The organism is Pseudomonas sp. GW704-F2 (assembly GCF_059423025.1).
In genome coordinates, this window is the sequence record NZ_JBWKXO010000013.1 from 22,827 (window position 1) to 39,332 (window position 16,506).

Here is a 16,506-nt window from a genome sequence, read left to right on the forward strand (position 1 = left end):
CGGGTGGCGCTTGGAATGGATGGCGCCTTTCCGAGACCTGCAGAGGTTGACCGGAACGCTCCCTTATTCGCCTTAATGCACGTATTTTTTATAGAGAAATCAATGACAAAGGAAAAGTTGCTGGCCATGCCGGCGGATGACTACATGAATGCCGAACAGCACGCTTTTTTCGAGCAGTTGCTGCAAGACATGAAAGTGGAACACCACGAGCGCATTGAACAGAACCGCATCGCCATTGAGAGCCTGGACACCCCGGCCGACCCGGCGGATGCCGCCTCCGTGGAAGAAGAGCGCACCTGGTTGGTGAATGCCATTGATCGCGACCAGCGCATGCTGCCGCAACTGGAGCGCGCACTGGAGCGCATCAAGGAAGATTCCTTTGGCTGGTGCGATGACAGCGGCGAGCCTATCGGCCTCAAGCGCCTGCTGATCAGTCCGACCACCAAGTACTGCATCGAAGCGCAAGAGCGCCACGAGCAGATCGACAAGCACCAGCGTCAAGCCTGATGCGCTGAAGCTGGGGGGCGAGTACTGCGCTCCCCAGGGAAAATACCCGTTACGCCCGCTATATTGATCTGTTGCAAGCTCCCCCACTAAAGGCCCATGGATAATGGCCTGATAGTGGCGTTTAATGCAGAGACAATAATGACAAGCAGTGGGGTGACGAAGATGGCTGGAGACGGATCTCTGATGGGCGCAGCAGTGCCACCGCACGCGGTGGTGCGCGGGTTGCCCGGCTGGCTGACGCCGCTTTTGCAGAGCACCGCCGTGGTGCTGGTCCTGCTCGGCCTTGCGTTTGCCAGCCTGCCGATTTATCTCTGCCTGACACTGGCCTTGCTGGTGATCTGGCTGCCTCGTCTGAAAAAACGCACACCCAGCGCGGCGCCGTCCGAAGCGGTCGATGCGATTGGCGACTTGACCCGCGACCTGTCCTATACCACCAGCCATAACGCATTGTCGGCGGCCGGCGTGGCCTATTCGGTCAAGCAACTGGCTGCGCGCCTGCAGTCGCAGTTGAGCGCTGCCCAGCAGATCGTCAACAGCGCCGAAGTGATGATCGGCACCGAACAAGTCACCTCCCAACTCAGTCACCAGGCGCTGGGCGCCGCCAGCCAGGCGCATCAGCGCAGTACCGAGGGCCGCGAAGTGCTGGCCCAGTCGATCACCCGCATGCACCAACTCAGCCAGCGCGCGAATGCCAGCCGCGAGATGATTGAAGCCCTGAGCCAGCGCAGCGAGGAAATCCAGCGGGTGACCCTGGTGATCCAGTCCATCGCCAGCCAGACCAACCTGCTGGCCTTGAACGCCGCCATCGAAGCCGCGCGTGCCGGCGAGCATGGGCGCGGGTTTGCCGTGGTGGCCGATGAAGTCCGCGGGCTGGCCGGCCGTACCGCCACCGCCACCGAGGAAGTCGGGGTGATGGTGGCCGATATCCAGCAACGCACCGGCCAGGTGGTGGAGCAGATTCGCCAACTGTCGGCGGACCTGCACACCGGCGTGGAGCAGGTGGAACACGCCGGTGAGCAACTGCAGAACATCGCCAGTCTGGCCGCGGATGTCGAAGGGCAGGTCAACGAAATCGCCCAAGGCACCGAGACCAATCGGGCGCAACTCGACAGCCTGTTCCATGCCGTGGAGCAAATGCGCAGCGACCTGACGGTGAGCGACGAGCAAACCCGTCAACTGGCCGATGCCGCCGTGCAAATGGAAGGGCAGGCCGAAACCATCAGCGAACGCCTGGCCGCCGTCGGGCTGGATGACTATCACCAGCGCGTCTACGACCTCGCCCGCGAAGGCGCGAGCCGCATCGCCGAACAGTTCGAGGCCGATGTGCTGCAAAACCGTGTCAGCCTGGAGGATCTGTTCGACCGCAACTACGCGGCGATCCCCAACACCCACCCCAGCAAGTACCACACGCGTTTTGACAGCTACACCGATCAGGTGTTGCCGGCGATTCAAGAGGCGCTGCTGCCACGACACGAAGGTTTGGTATTTGCCATCGCCTGTACGCAACAGGGGTATGTGCCGACACACAACAAAGCGTTTTCCCAACCCTTGACCGGCGATGTACAGGTGGATGCGTTACAGAATCGCACCAAGCGCAAGTTCGACGACCGTACCGGGATTCGCTGTGGCAGCCATCAGCAAGCGGTACTGTTGCAGACTTACACCCGCGATACCGGTGAGTTGATGCACGACTTGTCGGTGCCGATCATGGTCAAGGGCCAGCATTGGGGCGGGTTGCGCCTGGGCTATAAACCCGAAGGCACGAACGCCAGGCACTAGAGATTGTTGCTGTTTGCGCAATAGAGCTATCCAGGGGATAGCTTTTTCTGAGGGTAGGAAAAACGTAGCATGGTCGCCGTTGTTAGTTAGCTAACGATTGTTGCGGAGAAGCTCCATGCAAAACAAAGTCGATGTTGCTGTGATGATTGGCAGTGGCGTACCCGAAACCCTGCGTGCGTTGGGTCAGAAGGCTTGTTGGGTCGTGCTGCTCAACGGTGAGCAGCGTGGCACCGTCTTCGCCAGCCGTGATGAAGCGGAGGAGTGCAGGGCCGCCTGGCAAGCGCTGTTGCGCATGGAACAGTCAGACAGCCTGCATTGAGGGGCGTTATTGCGCTTGGTGCAGACGCTGGTTCAGTTCATCCACGGCCATCGCCCATTCAGCGTCTTCCCGAAGTTCTTCCTTGAGAAACTGAGCCTGCTGGGGCGTCCAGAAGGGCGCGTCGATCAGCTTGACGTCGTCGGCCAAAGGATGGGCAGCGATAAACGCGTCGATGTCCTTCGGGGTGGAATCCAGGCCCAGTTGATCAAACAGGGTTTCAAGGGTTGGTACTGGCGCATCCATATCGTTCTCCATGCCGGTTTTTGGGGGGGTATGCATCGGAGGCTTGTCGCGCAGTAGAGTTCTATCGGATTCTCAGGAGGTCAACGCCCCTGAGTCCACCGCTGTCTTGAGGGCCCTGGCGGCTTCTTTTGCCGCGACGGCGGCGGCGTCCGCGGTCTTGAACCAACGATCTTTTTCCACTTGGTGCATTGTGATCGTGGTCAAGGGAGGCTTGGCACGCATTACGATAACTGCTTGGAATTCTCCGTCTACTTCCTTGGCTTCGCCATGGATAAAAAATTCGCCAATATCAAATTCCGTCACGTATAACCTTCCCTTCAAGGTAACTGCACTGATGAAACCTGACCCGCACGGGGCAAACTTCAATGGACGGGCCAGTATGGCAGTTGTTGAGGGGCGACGGCGCGGTAAAGTCATCCAGGTGACGAAACGATCCCGCCGTGCGGGGCGTGCAGGGCGGCCTCGAGGGTTTTTGCCAGTTCGCAGGCGCGGATATGATTGCTGCGAAAGCCTTTGATCCTGCCGCTGGTGACTTCCAGAATATGAAAGAAGTTGCGCCCGGCCGGTACAACTTGATAAAGCACGGAGTTTGAGTACCCATCATGGCTGTGCAAGCAGTAGTATTGGCGCTCGTCTTGATAGGATGAGTGAGTGCTGGAAGACGTAGCGTTGTGTTGACGTCGTTGCATGGTCAGCTCCTGTCGATCGATCTGGTTGGCCCGCCAGCAGCGGAACGGGTGGTTTTGACCCGTGTTGCTGTTTTAATATTGTCGTCGGCGATCGGTACTCGGTTCCATTCCAGGTGTTTTGTTTTGTGCAGGTTGTCGGAAACTGCGCTTTTTAATTGGGTTATTCTCTGAAGCTGGTCGACCCGTCTTCTCGGGCTGTTAAACCTGTGATTTGCTGTGAAGATCGATGGCCTGCATAAGGCTCGTCGTGTATGCCTGTATTAGTCTTACGGCACCGCAGGGGCGTTTTTTCAGGGTTTTTAATCAATGCGTTGTGTCAGCGTGCCGGTATGGCCGCTTTTTTGTGCTGCCCGTTACGGCGGACAGTGCTTTTTTTGATCTGGGGGCGTTTCCTTGGCAGTCAGTAATCTGGATATGCACGCGTTATTCGTGCTGGGTGATTTGCGCGCAAAGTTGGTCAAGCAGTTTCAATCCCGTTTTGTTTACATCACTGAACAGACACCGGAAGGCATCTATATCGCCGAGATCGATACTGAATCGGCATTGGTCGTGGATGACAAACAACGCCTTGAACTCAAGGTCGGTGATCATTTTCGTGCCGCGGTATTGCCCAGTCGCGAAGGTGGCAAGTTTGAATTGAAGTTCCGCGATATCAAGTTGACGGTGTATGGCTTGGGCGACTATGCCTTTGTTTCCTCGGCCGAAGGCCAGGGCATTGTGTTCAAGGAAGGTCACAGCGTGATGCTGGTGTTTGCCGCCAACGAACAATTGCAGGAAGGCTTGACCAAAACCCTCAAGGCCGTGACCGGCAAGGCCGCCAAGTGGCGCAAGGGTGAACTGGTGACCTTCAAGGCCAGCGAATAACCCGCTCGTACAGCAAACAGCCTTTATCTCCCGGAACCTCTACTACAGTTGAGTTGACTTAACTATTCAGAGGCTTCGCGCAGTGGCGGCCAAGCCGTCTGTTATTGCAGCGAACACGTGAGGTGCAAAGGCATGAAAGGATTGAGATCCCTGTTGGCGGCGTCCCTGGCGAGCCTGAGTCTGTCGGTGGCTTCGTTGCCGGTTTCGGCTGCACAGGCGCCTGTGCATTTCGCCGACCTGAACTGGGAAAGCGGCAGTCTGATCACCGAAGTGCTGCGCTATATCGTCGAGAAGGGCTATGACCTGCCCACCGACACCTTGCCCGGCACCACCATCACCCTGGAAACCGCCCTGGCGAAGAATGACATCCAGGTGATCGGCGAAGAATGGGCAGGCCGCAGTCCGGTGTGGGTCAAGGCCGAGGCCGAAGGCAAGGTGGCCGGGGTGGGCGATACGGTCAAGGGCGCCACCGAAGGCTGGTGGGTGCCGGAGTACGTGGTTAAGGGCGACCCTGCCAAAGGCCTTAAGCCCCTGGCGCCAGACCTCAAAAGTGTCGCGGACCTGGCGCGTTACAAGGACGTGTTCAAGGACCCCGAATCCCCAGGCAAAGGGCGCTTTCTCAACAGCCCCATTGGCTGGACCTCGGAAGTGGTCAACAAGCAGAAACTCAAGGCCTACGGCCTGGACGACAGCTATGTGAACTTCCGCAGTGGCTCGGGGGCGGCGTTGGATGCCGAGATAACTTCCTCGATTCGTCGCGGTAAGCCAGTGCTGTTCTATTACTGGTCGCCGACGCCCTTGATGGGGCGCTACAAATTGATCCAGCTGGAAGAGCCGGCGTTCGATGCCGAGGCGTGGAAGACGCTGACGGATGCGGACAATCCCGATCCGAAGCCGACACGGTCTTTGGCGTCCAAGTTGAGTATCGGCGTGTCCACGCCGTTCCAGAAAGAACATCCGCAGATTGTCGGGTTCTTCGAGAAAGTCGAGTTCCCGATCGAGCCGCTGAACAAAGCCTTGGCGACCATGAGCGAGAATCACACCGCGCCACGGGACGTCGCGCTGGCGTTTCTCAAGGCGCATCCTGATGTGTGGAAGGCCTGGTTGACGGAGGATGTGGCGCAGAAGGTTGAAGCCAGCCTGAAATAGCGTCCCATCCTGCGGCAGAACGCGGGGCAAGAATGTGGAAGCGGGCTTGTCAGCGTGTGCCCGCTTTCACATTGGCTAGCATTCCAGGCTCAGAAGCGGGTTTGCACCGCCACTTCAAACGTGCGCGGCGACCCCAGGTAATACGCCGGCGACACATGGGCAAACTCGGCATACACCTCGTTGGTCAGGTTGCGCACGCGGCCGGTCACCGAGGTGTGGGCGTCCACCTTGTAGCGCAGGAATGTGCCGAACAGGGTGTAGGCCGGCACTTTCTGGGTGTTGGCGTTATCCGCATACACCTGGGCCACATACCGCGCATCCACGCCGCCTTGCCAATCCTCGGAAAAATCATAGGTCAGCCACAGGTTGCCGACGCGCTTGGGCACATTGGTCGGCGTATTGCCCTTGCGCGAGACCACCGCGCCGCTGGCGATTTTTTCGTTGAACTCGTCGTACTCGGCGTCCACCCAGGCGAAGTTGCCTTCGGCGAGTAGTCGCGGCGTGATGCGCAACGAACTGGCCAACTCAATGCCCTTGGACGACTGTGCGCCTACCGGGATGCTGTTGGTGGGGTCCAGCGGGTCGGTGACGGCAAAGTCCTTGCGCTCGATTTTGTAAGCCGCGACGGTGGCCGAACCGCGACCGTCCAGGTAATCGAATTTACTGCCCACCTCCCACTGTTTGCCGGTCGATACGTCGAATACCTGGGTGGTGGTACTCGGCTGTTCGGCGGCCGTGCTGTATTGCACGTACACATTGGCCGTCGGGATGAACTGGTAGGTCAGGCCCGCGCGCCCGGTCACCGGCTCCCAACTGCGCGTGAAGTGCCGTGGACTGCTGGCGGTTATCGCGCCATGGTTGGTGACATCCAGGTCGATGGCGTCGTAGCGCAGGCCCGTCAGCAATGTCAGTTTATCGGTCAGGCCCAGGCGATTTTCCACGAACAGCGCTTTGGTGGTGACCTCGTTGGTCTTGTCGCTGATAAAGCCCGGTCGGGTGCCTGGGATGTCGTAAAAGTACCCCGGGTCGTAATGGTCAGGATCGACCGTGCTGTTGCCTGCGGCTCTCAGCGGGCTATTGGTCGTGCTGTTGACCTTGTATTCGAAGCCGCCGGACCAGGTGGTGGCGAGACCGAAGACGCGGTCGTCGTGGCGCAGCTCGAACTGGTTGCCATTCTGCTCACCCTGATGACGCACCTGGTACGCGGTCGAGCGGTTCACCGCGCTGTTGTCGGCGTTGTATTGGTAGGTCTCCAGGTTGCGGTAATCGCGCTGGCTCTCCAGGTGATACAGGGTGTTTTTCAGCGTGGTGCTGTCGTTGATCCGGTAGTCGATGATCGAACGCGCCCAGAGCGTGCGCTGTTCGTAACGGCCGTCGGCGACGTTGTAATTGTTGAAACGGTTGTGTTTATCGATCTTCAGCTCGCCGGCCTTGGGGTTCAGCACCGGCGTGCCCCAGTACGGGCTGTCTTCATGTTCGTCCTGGTATTCCAGGGCCAGGGTATGGGACAGGTTGGGGGTAAGGTCGCTGAGCAGGGAAAACGCTACGCTCCAGGCGTCGCGCTGGTCGCGGTCGATGTAGCTGTGGTTGGTGTTGCGGCTGACGTCCAGGCGTGCGTAATGCTGCACGTCGGCGCTGGGGTCGGTCAGCGCGTGGTTCAGGCCGAATGCCATGCCGGCGGTGTCGTAGCTGCCGTAGGTCAGTTGGCCTTCGGCGGCCTGTTCTTCGCGGGTGGCCAGCTTGGTCACGTAGTTCAGCGAACCGCCCACGGAGCCGGCGCCGTTGATCAAGGACGAGGGGCCGCCGACCAGTTCCACCCGATCATAGATCCACGCATCCACCGGCCGGGCCAGGCCGGTGGCGACGTTGATGCCGTTGAACATCTGGGTGATCTGGCTGCTGGTAAACCCACGATACGAGACAAAACCTCCAAACCCCGGCGGTGCGCTGGCGTTGACACCGGGCAAGGTATTGGCTGCATCCCGGAACGTCTTGGCGCCATGGCGCTCGATGTCATTGCGGTTGGCGATCGCCACCGAGGCGGGCGTTTCGCGCACGCTCAACCCCAGCCGCGACGCCACGCCGCTGGACTGGTCCAGGGCCAGGCCGGGTTCGTGGGAGGGTTCGCCATCGATGGTGGTCGGGGCCAGTTCGAGCGCCCAGGCACAGACTGGCAGGCAGCCGAACAGGCCTGCCAACAGAGGTAAATGTTTCATGCTTGAATCCTGAAAAACCTGCTTGAAAACAACGCACAGTCGCCCGTACTTCCTTACGGAAACGGTGTCAGTGCAGATCAGAAAGCGCGAGGATCAGGCGAGGGCGGGCGGCGCCCGTGGGTGGGCCGTGGGCCAGGTGAAGCGGGCAGGAATGTCAGCCGCCAGTACGATAGCCGGCGGCGGTGCGTGGGGTTGCGGCAACACCGCGACGTTGAGGCTGGAGTTCAGCGCCGGGCCCATGCCGCCGGTCGAGCACAGCGGGCAACCAAACGCCTTGGACAGCGTCGGCAGGCTTTCCTCGACGGGGGTGGACGGCTTGGGCGCCTGGGTGCGCGGGTCGACGGTACAGAACTGCCCGCCGATGCCGTTGAGCTGCATGCCCGCCATCTGCCCATGACCGATGCTGCACGCGAACACATTGAACAGGACGCTGCAGTAGAGCATCCAGGCAATGAGCGAGCGGTCGGCACGGGTGATTTTCATGGGGTGGCACTTTACCATCGGCCGCCGACGAAATGCCTGCAAAAAATCTCAGGGGGACTATCCTACTTCGCACAAATTCCGGGAGAGGCCGCCATGAGCTTTATCGTCGCACGATGGATCGTCGGTATTTTCACCTTTGTCAGCATGGTGCATTTGTACTGGGCCGCCGGTGGCAAGCTCGGCAGCCTCGCCGCCATTCCTCAACTTCCCGGCGAATTCGCCAGCGGCCCCCGCCTGGCGTTCAAGCCTTCGGCATTGGGCACCTTGCTGGTGGCGATGGGCCTGGTGGCAATTGCCTTGCTTGTTTGCCTGCGGGCCGGGCTGTATTTTTCGCCGGTGTCCCATGGCGCATTGCAATGGGGCATCAGCGCGATTGCCGTGATCATGTTTGCCAGGGCAATCGGCGATTCGGAGCTGGTGGGTTTTTTCAAAAAGGTCGGTGGTTCGCGGTTTGCACGGTGGGATACGTATTTTTATTCGCCGTTGTGCCTGTTGTTGGGCGCCGGGTTGTTGGTGGTGGCGTGGAGTTGATCGTCTGATCGCGCCGCGAGCTTTCATCCGCCTGCAGACCCGCCCCGTGGATTTGGGCGCTTACCGATAGGCGTTGATCCTGCCCACCCGCCAGGCAGCGACCGTTATCCGGATCGTAGTAGCGGTGGCGATGGTAGTGCAGCCCGCTTTCCCGGTCGAAGTATTGACCTTGGGAGCGCAGCGGGTTTTCGACTTTTTCGACGTCCAATCGCGTAGTCCGGCCATCGGCGCGGTAGTGCGCGGACCACACGATTTCGCCGTCGGGCGTGGTGAGTTCCTGCGCGGTGCCAAGGTGATCCAGTTGGTAGTGGAAAGGCGTGGTGTGCTGTGGGCCGAAGCCTTCCAGCAGGGCCAGTGGGCGGACACTGTCGGGTTCGTAGACGTAGCTGCGATGCCGTTGCGCGTGGTGCTCGGCGATCAGTCTGTCGCCTTGCCAGAAAAACTCGGTGGTCGTGCCGGCGACGGTTTTGCTGATGCGGCGACCAAACGGGTCGTAGCGGTAGTGGACGGTTTGGCCGTTGGGGCGGGTGAGGCCGATCAGACGCTGCTGGCAGTCGTAGCGGTATTCGGTAACGACAGAGTGGGCCTGGCCACGCCGTTCGCGGATGAGATTGCCAAAGGCGTCATAGTCGTAGTGGCGGCCATCCTGGAGCGTCAGACGGTTACCCGCTGGCGTGTAGGCGAAACGTTCCTGTGCGGCCTGGGAATGATCAGCGCGGACCAGGCGGTTTAGCGTGTCGTAGTGGTAGCGGTGCTCGCCTTTGCGGGTGTCGAGCAAGTACCTGAGGTTACCGGCTTTGTCGTAGCTGTACTGGCGGCGGTAGCGAGTGCCTTCGATATCGCAGATGCCATGGTTGAACAGGCGTGCATGCTCATCGTATTGGTAACTGCTGAGCAGTTTGCCTTGGGCGCGTTGGTGTTCTCGGCCGGCGTCGAACAGGTGAGACGTCAACAGCGCGCCATTGAGTTCAACGGTCGCAAGGTGGCCGCCCTTGTCATGGTTGAACCCTAGCTGGTTGTTGTCCGGCAGGCGCAGGTATTTGAGTCGGCCGCAGGCGTCGTAGCCATAACGGAGTGTGCCCCAGCCCTGGTGTTCGGCGATCAGGCGGTTTTGCGGGTCGTATTCGTAGGTAAGCGGGCGGTAGCCGTCGTCGACGCTGAGGAGGTTGCCCTGGCGGTCGTAGGTATATTCAATAATGCCGCCATCGGGCAGGGTTTTCCTGACCAACCGGCCGGCGTGGTCTCGCCGGTAGCGGGTGACGAGCTGACAGCCGTCGGTGCCGTGTGCGGTTTTTTCCAGCAGCTTACCGTTGAGGTCGTAGGCATAGGCGGTGCGTCGGCCGTCGAAGTCGATTTCCTGCTGGAGCAGGCCGTTGGGGTGATAGTCGAAGCGGTAGATTTCGCCGACTTCGTTTTCGATTTCGGCGAGCAACAATCGCACGTGGTCGTAGCGGTAGTTGACCTGGCTACCGTCCGCATTGATGCGGCGGCTGATCAGGGGCAGACCGTCGGTGTATTCGTAGCGAGTGACGTGCCCCAGTTCATCGCGTTCGGCGGTGATTCTTCCGTAGGGGTTGTAGCTGTATTCCCGCGTGCCACCGCCGGGCATGACCACACGAACCAATCGTCCGACACCGTCCCACTGGTACTGGGTCGCCACCCCATGCTTGTCCTCTTGCGCCACCCTCCGACCGAGATCGTCATAGCGATAGCGCTTCACACTGCCGTTTGGCCAGTGTTCTTCAAGCAACTGCCCACGCTCATTCCACCACCGCCGCAGGCAGCTATGGTCGGGAAACCAAACCCCGATCAGTTGGCCATACTGGTTGTAGCTATAGTCGGTAACGTTGCCATCGGGGTCGGTCTGACGAATGACATTGCCTTGGTCGTTATGCGCGTAGTTCCAAACTGCCTGGCCACGACGTACAACTCTTAAGAATCCATTGTCATACTCGTAGGACGTTGGCTCATCTTCCCCCGGAAAAAACGCGACCAAGCATCCAGCGTCGTCGTACTGATACGCCGTTACCGCGCCGAGGGGGTCTTGCTCGACTGTCAGATGACCTTTGTCGTCATAGGATCTGAAATGCTTGGCGCCATCCGGACCCACCCGCTGCACCCGCCGTGCCCGAACATAGGTTTCCTGGCTCCCATCGGCGTTGTGAAGGGTCACGCTGCCGTCGTCCCCCCAGGCATACCGCGTGTCGATCTGCAAGAAACTCGCCCAATGCCGGACACATCGCGCCGCCTTGCCAGCCCGTTCCCAAGCCCAAAAGAAGCGCGCGCCGCCGGCTAACTGGCGTTCAAGGATCAAGTGTTGCTTGTCGTACCGATAGGTCTCGCTTTCCCCTACGGCATTGGTCGCCGAAACCAGTCTTCCAATGTCGTCATAGGTGTAGGAAACCACGGTCTGTTCGGTCATCCAATCCCCGGCCGCACCGCCCTCGGGCCGCTGAACCTGGTAATCGAGCGCCACCAAGTGGCCGCGCTCATAACGGAAAAATAGCGAGCGACCGACACTGTTGTCCAGGCGTTCAATGTGCCCCAACACATCGCGGACAATTCGCAGCCGGTTGCCGTAGGCATCGCTGATCGCGGTCAGCACACCGTGGCAGAAGTGGTAGAAGCGCGATGCCTGGCACAGCACCAGCTCATCCGACCGCGCCCCCAGGTAGATCGCGGCGTCGGCCTGGCGATTGCCGGTTGTCGGTCGCGTCTCGGTCGGCAAGGGCAGGGCGGTCGATCGGTGCTCATGGTCGATCCACACCGCCGAGGCGTCCGTCAGCGTCAGGCGATGCGCCAGCGAGTGGCTCCAGCCAACCCCCAATCCGCAGTCCACATCCACCGCACGGGGGTGATAGCACCGCGTCCATTCGAACGGCAGGAGCCCGTCCAGTGCGGCATCGGTCAGCCTCAGCGAATCCAGTGCGCCATACCCGGCGTTGACCTGCTGGGGATACTCGGCCCGGCGTTGATGCACGCCATCCAGCTCAGGTGTGATAAAGGCAATGTGGGAAGCGTTAGTCATCCGTGACGTCTCGGCAAAGGGTAAGACGTCGGAGTCTGCCGCTGAAAAAAGACGCTGGACGAACGGCTGGAAAAATCAGAAGGGGCTGACACGCCCAGGGAAAATCCCGCGAAAAAGCAATTGAAAGGGCTACCCAAAAAGTCGATCCGACCGATTGCGAGGCCGCCCGTCATTGTTCACGCAAATAAAACCACTCGTCTTGCTGCCCGGTTTCCAGATATCGGCCGGCGAGTTGAGCGCGCATTGTGGCGATCCTTCAATCCGTGCGATAAGGCAATTTAGTGGCCCCTTTGTAACAAAATTCTCGCCAGAATCGCTTTTATTTTCAGCTGGTTAGGTGAGGAAGCAAATGCGCAATGTAGGAATCATGCTGATCGCCTGTTCCCTGGCCGGCGGCGCGGCTGCCGTACAGGCACGGGAGTTGCGCGAGGGTGACAAGTACATGTGCAGTTGGGGCGCGGGTACGGCCGCCAGGGCACAGGAACTCAAGCTGTCGGGCGTTTCACTGTATGCCGCGCGGCAGAAGATCCAGACCATCAAGTTCAACAAGTCATGGATGCGGATGATGGCCATGGGCATCACCGAGCAGACCTATGACAGCCGTTCACGGCTCAAGCCCGAGGCGATTCGCCAGAGTTTCTATCAGGATTGTGTGCGCTACAAAGTGGCGCGCAAATAAGGCGCTTCTTGCTGGTTGAGCAGCGCGGTTTACAAATCCACGACAATCTCAGTGTTTCTATTTGCATACAATTGCCCCCGTCATTGAGGAGACTGGTATGCAAACGCTTTTTCCCGGGGCGACGTCGGATGATGTCGCCGCGCTGTTCCTGATCGCCGACGTTCGCTGCCAGAAGAGCAGGGCGCACTAAAATGATGACCCCTCCGGAGCCCCGGTCGCCCGACAGCTTGCGCTACTTCGCAGTCGCGGTGTTGTGTGTTGCGGTGTTGCTGGGGATCTATTTCGTACAACTCAATGCCAAAGTCGACCGCCAGCGTGAACAGACCGTCGAGTACCTGGCTCTCTGCAGGCAAGTGGAGCGCGTGGCCAGTGCCGCCTCGGCAAACAGGATTGAACTTAGCGATACGTGCAAACAGTTGAGCGGACAGTCATCGAAAAGTCTGACGCCGAAATCGATTGATAACCCTTCTTTATAAAGGGAAATAGTACTTAAAAGTCGCGATGGTATTTGCACCAAAAAGTGGCACTTATATACCTCTCTACCTTGATAAATGTGTGGTTATTGAAGGACTTACGATTGTTTTATTCCGACGAAAGGATTAAAACCATCTTGTTACGGAATTAGGCAATCGGTACTATAGCCGGGCGTTCACCTCCCACGGTTTATGCATTTTTTAAATCCCAAGTTTCCATCAGCTACTTGGGATTTTTTTTGCCTGGGATTTGTTGTCGGCATCAACAAGCACCGCGCGCATCCGACCATTGTGCTTGGCTTGGTACAGCAACATCGTCGATGTTCTCGACAAGCTCGAGCATCACACTGTTCCATCCAACTCGTTGGACGAGATTACCGATTTCGGTGGCGAGCAAGTCGATAACCTGCCTGAGCACATTCGAGTGAAGCGCCCCGACGCAGAATCTGCACAGGCCGCCGGACAGAGCGCGGAACTACAGGCGTCGCAGAAAGGATTTGACGATGTGCCGGGTGGTATCGGTAGTGTCCAGCTCGTCCATCGCACCGTAGGCGTGCCAGCGGCAATCGATGATTTCGTTGCACGGCCGTGCTTGCGCGATGTTCACCACCGACGCTTCGAACACATGGTGCAGCGTGTCGCGCGCCTTCAATTCCTGCAGGTACAGCAGTCCGTCGACGTTCAACCCGGTTTCTTCTTCCAGCTCCCGTTCGGCGGCGCCGACCGGGCGCTCATCGCGTTCGACCTTGCCGCCCGGCAACGCCCATTTCGATCTGGCTTTGCGCACGAAGAGGATATGCCCCTCGTGTTCGCAAATCACCGTTGCGCGTATTTTCATCGTCTGTGCCCCGCAGCGAGATGTCTGTCATAAAAGTGTAATGCAAATGTCATGCTGGATGGTGGTGGCGTATCTGCGTGAGGATATAGATACTGGTCGATTGACGACAACGCACGAGGGGAGCAGATGAAGACGGTACGTTGGGGCATGATCGGCTGTGGCAGCGTCACTGAGTTAAAGAGTGGACCTGCTTTCTACAAAGCGCCAGGTTCGGCCCTGGTGGCCGTGATGGGGCGCCGCGAAGAGGCTGTGCGCGATTATGCGGCACGCCACGGCATTGGCCGTTTCTATACCGACGCCCAGGCACTGATCAACGACCCTGAGGTGGACGCGGTGTACATCGCTACACCGCCCGACAGCCACCTCGAATACAGCCTGATGGTCGCGGCCGCCGGCAAGCACTGTTGTGTCGAAAAACCCATGGCGCTGAATGCCGAGCAGGGCGCATTGATGCAGCGCACCTTCGAACGTGCCGGGCTGCATTTGTTTGTGTCCTACTATCGCCGCTCGCTGCCGCGCTTCCAGCAAGTGCGCGACTGGTTGCGCGATGGGCGCATCGGCCAACTGCGTCACCTGACCTGGTCCCTGTGCAAGCCGCCAGCCATCGAAGACACCAGTGCCGCCAATTGGCGCACCGACCCGGCCATTGCCGGCGGCGGCTACTTTGCCGACCTGGCCAGCCACGGCTTTGATCTGTTCCAGTACCTGGCCGGCGACATTGTCGAGGTTGCCGGGTTTAGCGCGCGACAGGCCGGACAGTATGCGGCGGAAGACGCGGTGACCGCCTGCTGGACTTTCAGCTCCGGCGCGCTGGGCATGGGCTGCTGGAACTTTGTCGCGGACCGCCATGAAGATCGCGTCGAGCTGATCGGCACCCTGGGGCGGATCACGTTTGCGGTGTTCGACGACCAGCCGTTGCGGCTTGAAGGGGCGGTCGACGAAGTGCTGGAGGTGCCTTGCCACACGCATATCCAGTGGCACCATGTGCTGGGCATGAACGCCCATATTCGCGGCGAAGCCGAGCACCCCTCACTGGCGATCGAGGCATTGAAGACCGACCGGATTCTGGACAAGGTGCTGCAACGCAATCCCTATCATCCTGAGTAGTTTTCCTGGCGTCGGCGTTGCATTCACCACTTTCGCCGGACCCTGGCCTGCACTCACAATGCGGGCTTATTTTTTTCAAGGAACAGACGGATGAAATACAAGGCAGCCTGGCTGGCCGTGGGGTGGGTACTGGCAAGCATGGCGACGCAGGCGGCGCCACGCGAGCAACGGCCGGCGGGGGACTTTGATTTTTATGTGCTGTCGCTGTCGTGGTCGCCAACGTTCTGCCTGGCGCACCCGAACAACGAGCAATGCAGCGGCAAAGGCTACGGGTTTGTATTGCATGGCCTATGGCCGCAATACGCACGGGGTGGCTGGCCGGCGTCGTGCGATACGCAGTCGCGGCTGTCGGCGGATGAGCTGGCCAAAGGCGCGTTGATATTCCCGACGCAGGCACTGCTCAAGCATGAATGGTCCAAACATGGCACCTGCAGCGGCCTGGAAGCCACGCGTTACCTGCAGGCCACCGATGCGGCCTTGGCCACGGTGCAGATCCCGCAGCAATTGCAGCCATTCAACGTGCCGGGTCACCTGGAGGCACGGGAGATCGAGGCGCTCTTTCGCGAGAGTAACCCGGCCATGGGTAACCATGGCGTGGCGGTGATCTGCAAGGGCAAGGTGCTGTCCGAAGTGCGCGTGTGCCTGAGCAAGGAACTGCGTTTTGCCGGCTGCCCCAAGAGTGTGAAAACCCAGTGCCGAGACGGTGATATCCGCATTCCGGTTCAGCGCTGATCGAGCGCCTGGAGCGAGTGCAATGCGATGGCCGCCGGGGCCTCGGTTGACGTCGACACCCCGACGCGGCCCGCCAGGTAACGCGCTGGCGGCTGGCCCACGGCCTTGCGGAACATGGTGATAAAACCGCTGGCATTTTCATAGCCCAAGTCCAGGGCGACCCGCTGCACACTTTCGCCCCTGGCCAGTCGTTGCAACGACAGGATCACATGCAACTGCCGACGCCAGCGGCCGAAGCTCAGGCCAGACTCCTCCAGCAACAAGCGCGTCATGCTGCGCTCGCTCATGCCGATGCGCGCCGCCCATTGGCCGAGCGTGGCCTTGTCGCCGGGGTTGGCCAGCAGGCTGTCGGCCAGGCGACGCAGCCTCGGGTCCTGGGGCATCGGCAGGTGCAGGCCTTCGATGGGCGCCTGGGCCAGCTCGTCCAAAAGCGTGTCGATCAAACGCCCCTGCGCACTGTTCACGTCGTACAACTGCGGGAAGCTCACCGCCTTGCTGATCAACTCATGCAACAGGCCGGATACCGACAGGGTGCAGCATTGCGAGGGCAGGGCGCCGGCAGCCTCCGGGTCGATCAGCAGACAATACACCTCCGCTTCGCCGGCGCCACGCGCGGCGTGGGGCATGCCGCCGGGAATCCACAGCGCACACTGGCGCGGCACAATCCAGATGCCGGCCTCGATTTCGCAATGAATCACCCCACGCAGCGTGTACATCAACTGGCCTTTGCGGTGGGTGTGCTGAACGTGCTCCCAACGCTCGGACGTACTGGTCGCGCTCACGGCCACCACCGCACGCGGGACCAGATCGGCATCCTTGGCTAACGACGGATCATGCAGGTCCAGGCGATGGCGTTTCATGGTGAGCTC

17 protein-coding genes and 1 pseudogene are annotated in these 16,506 nt (G+C 59.9%); 10 read left to right on the forward strand and 8 right to left on the reverse strand.

The genetic code is table 11. From position 1 onward, the window contains the following. The first annotated feature begins 102 nt into the window (after positions 1-102). The 3 genes from AC07W0_RS13250 to AC07W0_RS13260 all read left to right on the forward strand — a co-directional run bounded on the left by AC07W0_RS13250 (position 103) and on the right by AC07W0_RS13260 (position 2,605). Complete coding sequence (locus AC07W0_RS13250) at positions 103-507, forward strand: TraR/DksA family transcriptional regulator (RefSeq protein WP_010564800.1); 405 nt, start codon at positions 103-105, stop codon at positions 505-507. A gap of 546 nt (positions 508-1,053) precedes the next feature. Beyond that, positions 1,054-2,286 (forward strand): methyl-accepting chemotaxis protein, encoded by a 1,233-nt coding sequence (locus tag AC07W0_RS13255; protein ID WP_371918419.1) that lies wholly within the window; start codon positions 1,054-1,056, stop codon positions 2,284-2,286. A 115-nt stretch (positions 2,287-2,401) separates the two neighbouring features. Next, on the forward strand, positions 2,402-2,605 hold the full coding sequence (locus tag AC07W0_RS13260; RefSeq protein WP_017846551.1) for a hypothetical protein: 204 nt from the start codon (positions 2,402-2,404) through the stop codon (positions 2,603-2,605). A 6-nt stretch (positions 2,606-2,611) separates the two neighbouring features. Here AC07W0_RS13260 and AC07W0_RS13265 read toward each other — a convergent pair whose 3' ends face one another. The 3 genes from AC07W0_RS13265 to AC07W0_RS13275 form a co-directional block, all read right to left on the reverse strand. Then, positions 2,612-2,848, reverse strand: a complete 237-nt coding sequence (locus AC07W0_RS13265; protein WP_017846550.1) for a DUF2789 domain-containing protein — start codon at positions 2,846-2,848, stop codon at positions 2,612-2,614. Positions 2,849-2,920: 72 nt separating this feature from the next. Next, the gene (locus AC07W0_RS13270; protein WP_017846549.1) at positions 2,921-3,151 is read right to left on the reverse strand and encodes a hypothetical protein; all 231 of its coding nucleotides are present in this window, start codon (positions 3,149-3,151) and stop codon (positions 2,921-2,923) included. Positions 3,152-3,261: 110 nt separating this feature from the next. Continuing rightward, a complete protein-coding gene (locus AC07W0_RS13275) occupies positions 3,262-3,537 on the reverse strand; it encodes a hypothetical protein (RefSeq protein ID WP_081610137.1) in 276 nt (91 codons plus the stop codon). A 414-nt stretch (positions 3,538-3,951) separates the two neighbouring features. Between AC07W0_RS13275 and AC07W0_RS13280 the strand changes: the two genes are divergently transcribed. Beyond that, complete coding sequence (locus AC07W0_RS13280) at positions 3,952-4,401, forward strand: hypothetical protein (RefSeq protein ID WP_017846547.1); 450 nt, start codon at positions 3,952-3,954, stop codon at positions 4,399-4,401. A gap of 132 nt (positions 4,402-4,533) precedes the next feature. Then, positions 4,534-5,550: an ABC transporter substrate-binding protein gene (locus AC07W0_RS13285; RefSeq protein WP_046383697.1), complete on the forward strand. Its 1,017-nt coding sequence runs from the start codon at positions 4,534-4,536 to the stop codon at positions 5,548-5,550. Between the two features lie 89 nt (positions 5,551-5,639). Here AC07W0_RS13285 and AC07W0_RS13290 read toward each other — a convergent pair whose 3' ends face one another. Beyond that, positions 5,640-7,766 (reverse strand): TonB-dependent receptor, encoded by a 2,127-nt coding sequence (locus AC07W0_RS13290; RefSeq protein ID WP_102617593.1) that lies wholly within the window; start codon positions 7,764-7,766, stop codon positions 5,640-5,642. Between the two features lie 93 nt (positions 7,767-7,859). Beyond that, on the reverse strand, positions 7,860-8,249 hold the full coding sequence (locus tag AC07W0_RS13295) for a DUF2946 domain-containing protein (protein ID WP_046484472.1): 390 nt from the start codon (positions 8,247-8,249) through the stop codon (positions 7,860-7,862). 93 nt (positions 8,250-8,342) lie between these two features. On the opposite strand from AC07W0_RS13295, the gene AC07W0_RS13300 reads away from it, so the two are divergent. Further along, on the forward strand, positions 8,343-8,780 hold the full coding sequence (locus AC07W0_RS13300) for a DUF3995 domain-containing protein (protein ID WP_046383694.1): 438 nt from the start codon (positions 8,343-8,345) through the stop codon (positions 8,778-8,780). A 91-nt stretch (positions 8,781-8,871) separates the two neighbouring features. On the opposite strand, the pseudogene AC07W0_RS13305 reads toward AC07W0_RS13300, so the two are convergent. After that, positions 8,872-11,697: pseudogene (locus AC07W0_RS13305) on the reverse strand (DUF6531 domain-containing protein); the annotation flags it as partial. A 460-nt stretch (positions 11,698-12,157) separates the two neighbouring features. Between AC07W0_RS13305 and AC07W0_RS13310 the strand changes: the two are divergent. Then, positions 12,158-12,487, forward strand: coding sequence for a hypothetical protein (locus AC07W0_RS13310; protein ID WP_026139966.1), 330 nt, complete (start codon positions 12,158-12,160; stop codon positions 12,485-12,487). Between the two features lie 191 nt (positions 12,488-12,678). After that, the gene (locus AC07W0_RS13315) at positions 12,679-12,963 is read left to right on the forward strand and encodes a hypothetical protein (RefSeq protein WP_102617591.1); all 285 of its coding nucleotides are present in this window, start codon (positions 12,679-12,681) and stop codon (positions 12,961-12,963) included. 472 nt (positions 12,964-13,435) lie between these two features. Here the strand turns inward: AC07W0_RS13315 and AC07W0_RS13320 are convergent, their stop codons facing one another. Then, on the reverse strand, positions 13,436-13,798 hold the full coding sequence (locus tag AC07W0_RS13320; protein ID WP_017846540.1) for an NUDIX hydrolase: 363 nt from the start codon (positions 13,796-13,798) through the stop codon (positions 13,436-13,438). 126 nt (positions 13,799-13,924) lie between these two features. On the opposite strand from AC07W0_RS13320, the gene AC07W0_RS13325 reads away from it, so the two are divergent. Further along, entirely contained in the window at positions 13,925-14,905 is a 981-nt protein-coding gene (locus AC07W0_RS13325; RefSeq protein WP_017846539.1) for a Gfo/Idh/MocA family protein, read from the forward strand. Positions 14,906-14,995: 90 nt separating this feature from the next. Further along, positions 14,996-15,637: a ribonuclease T2 family protein gene (locus AC07W0_RS13330; protein WP_017846538.1), complete on the forward strand. Its 642-nt coding sequence runs from the start codon at positions 14,996-14,998 to the stop codon at positions 15,635-15,637. Here AC07W0_RS13330 and AC07W0_RS13335 read toward each other — a convergent pair. After that, positions 15,628-16,497, reverse strand: coding sequence for an AraC family transcriptional regulator (locus tag AC07W0_RS13335; protein ID WP_102617590.1), 870 nt, complete (start codon positions 16,495-16,497; stop codon positions 15,628-15,630). The genes AC07W0_RS13330 and AC07W0_RS13335 overlap by 10 nt on opposite strands. Positions 16,498-16,506 lie beyond the last annotated feature (9 nt).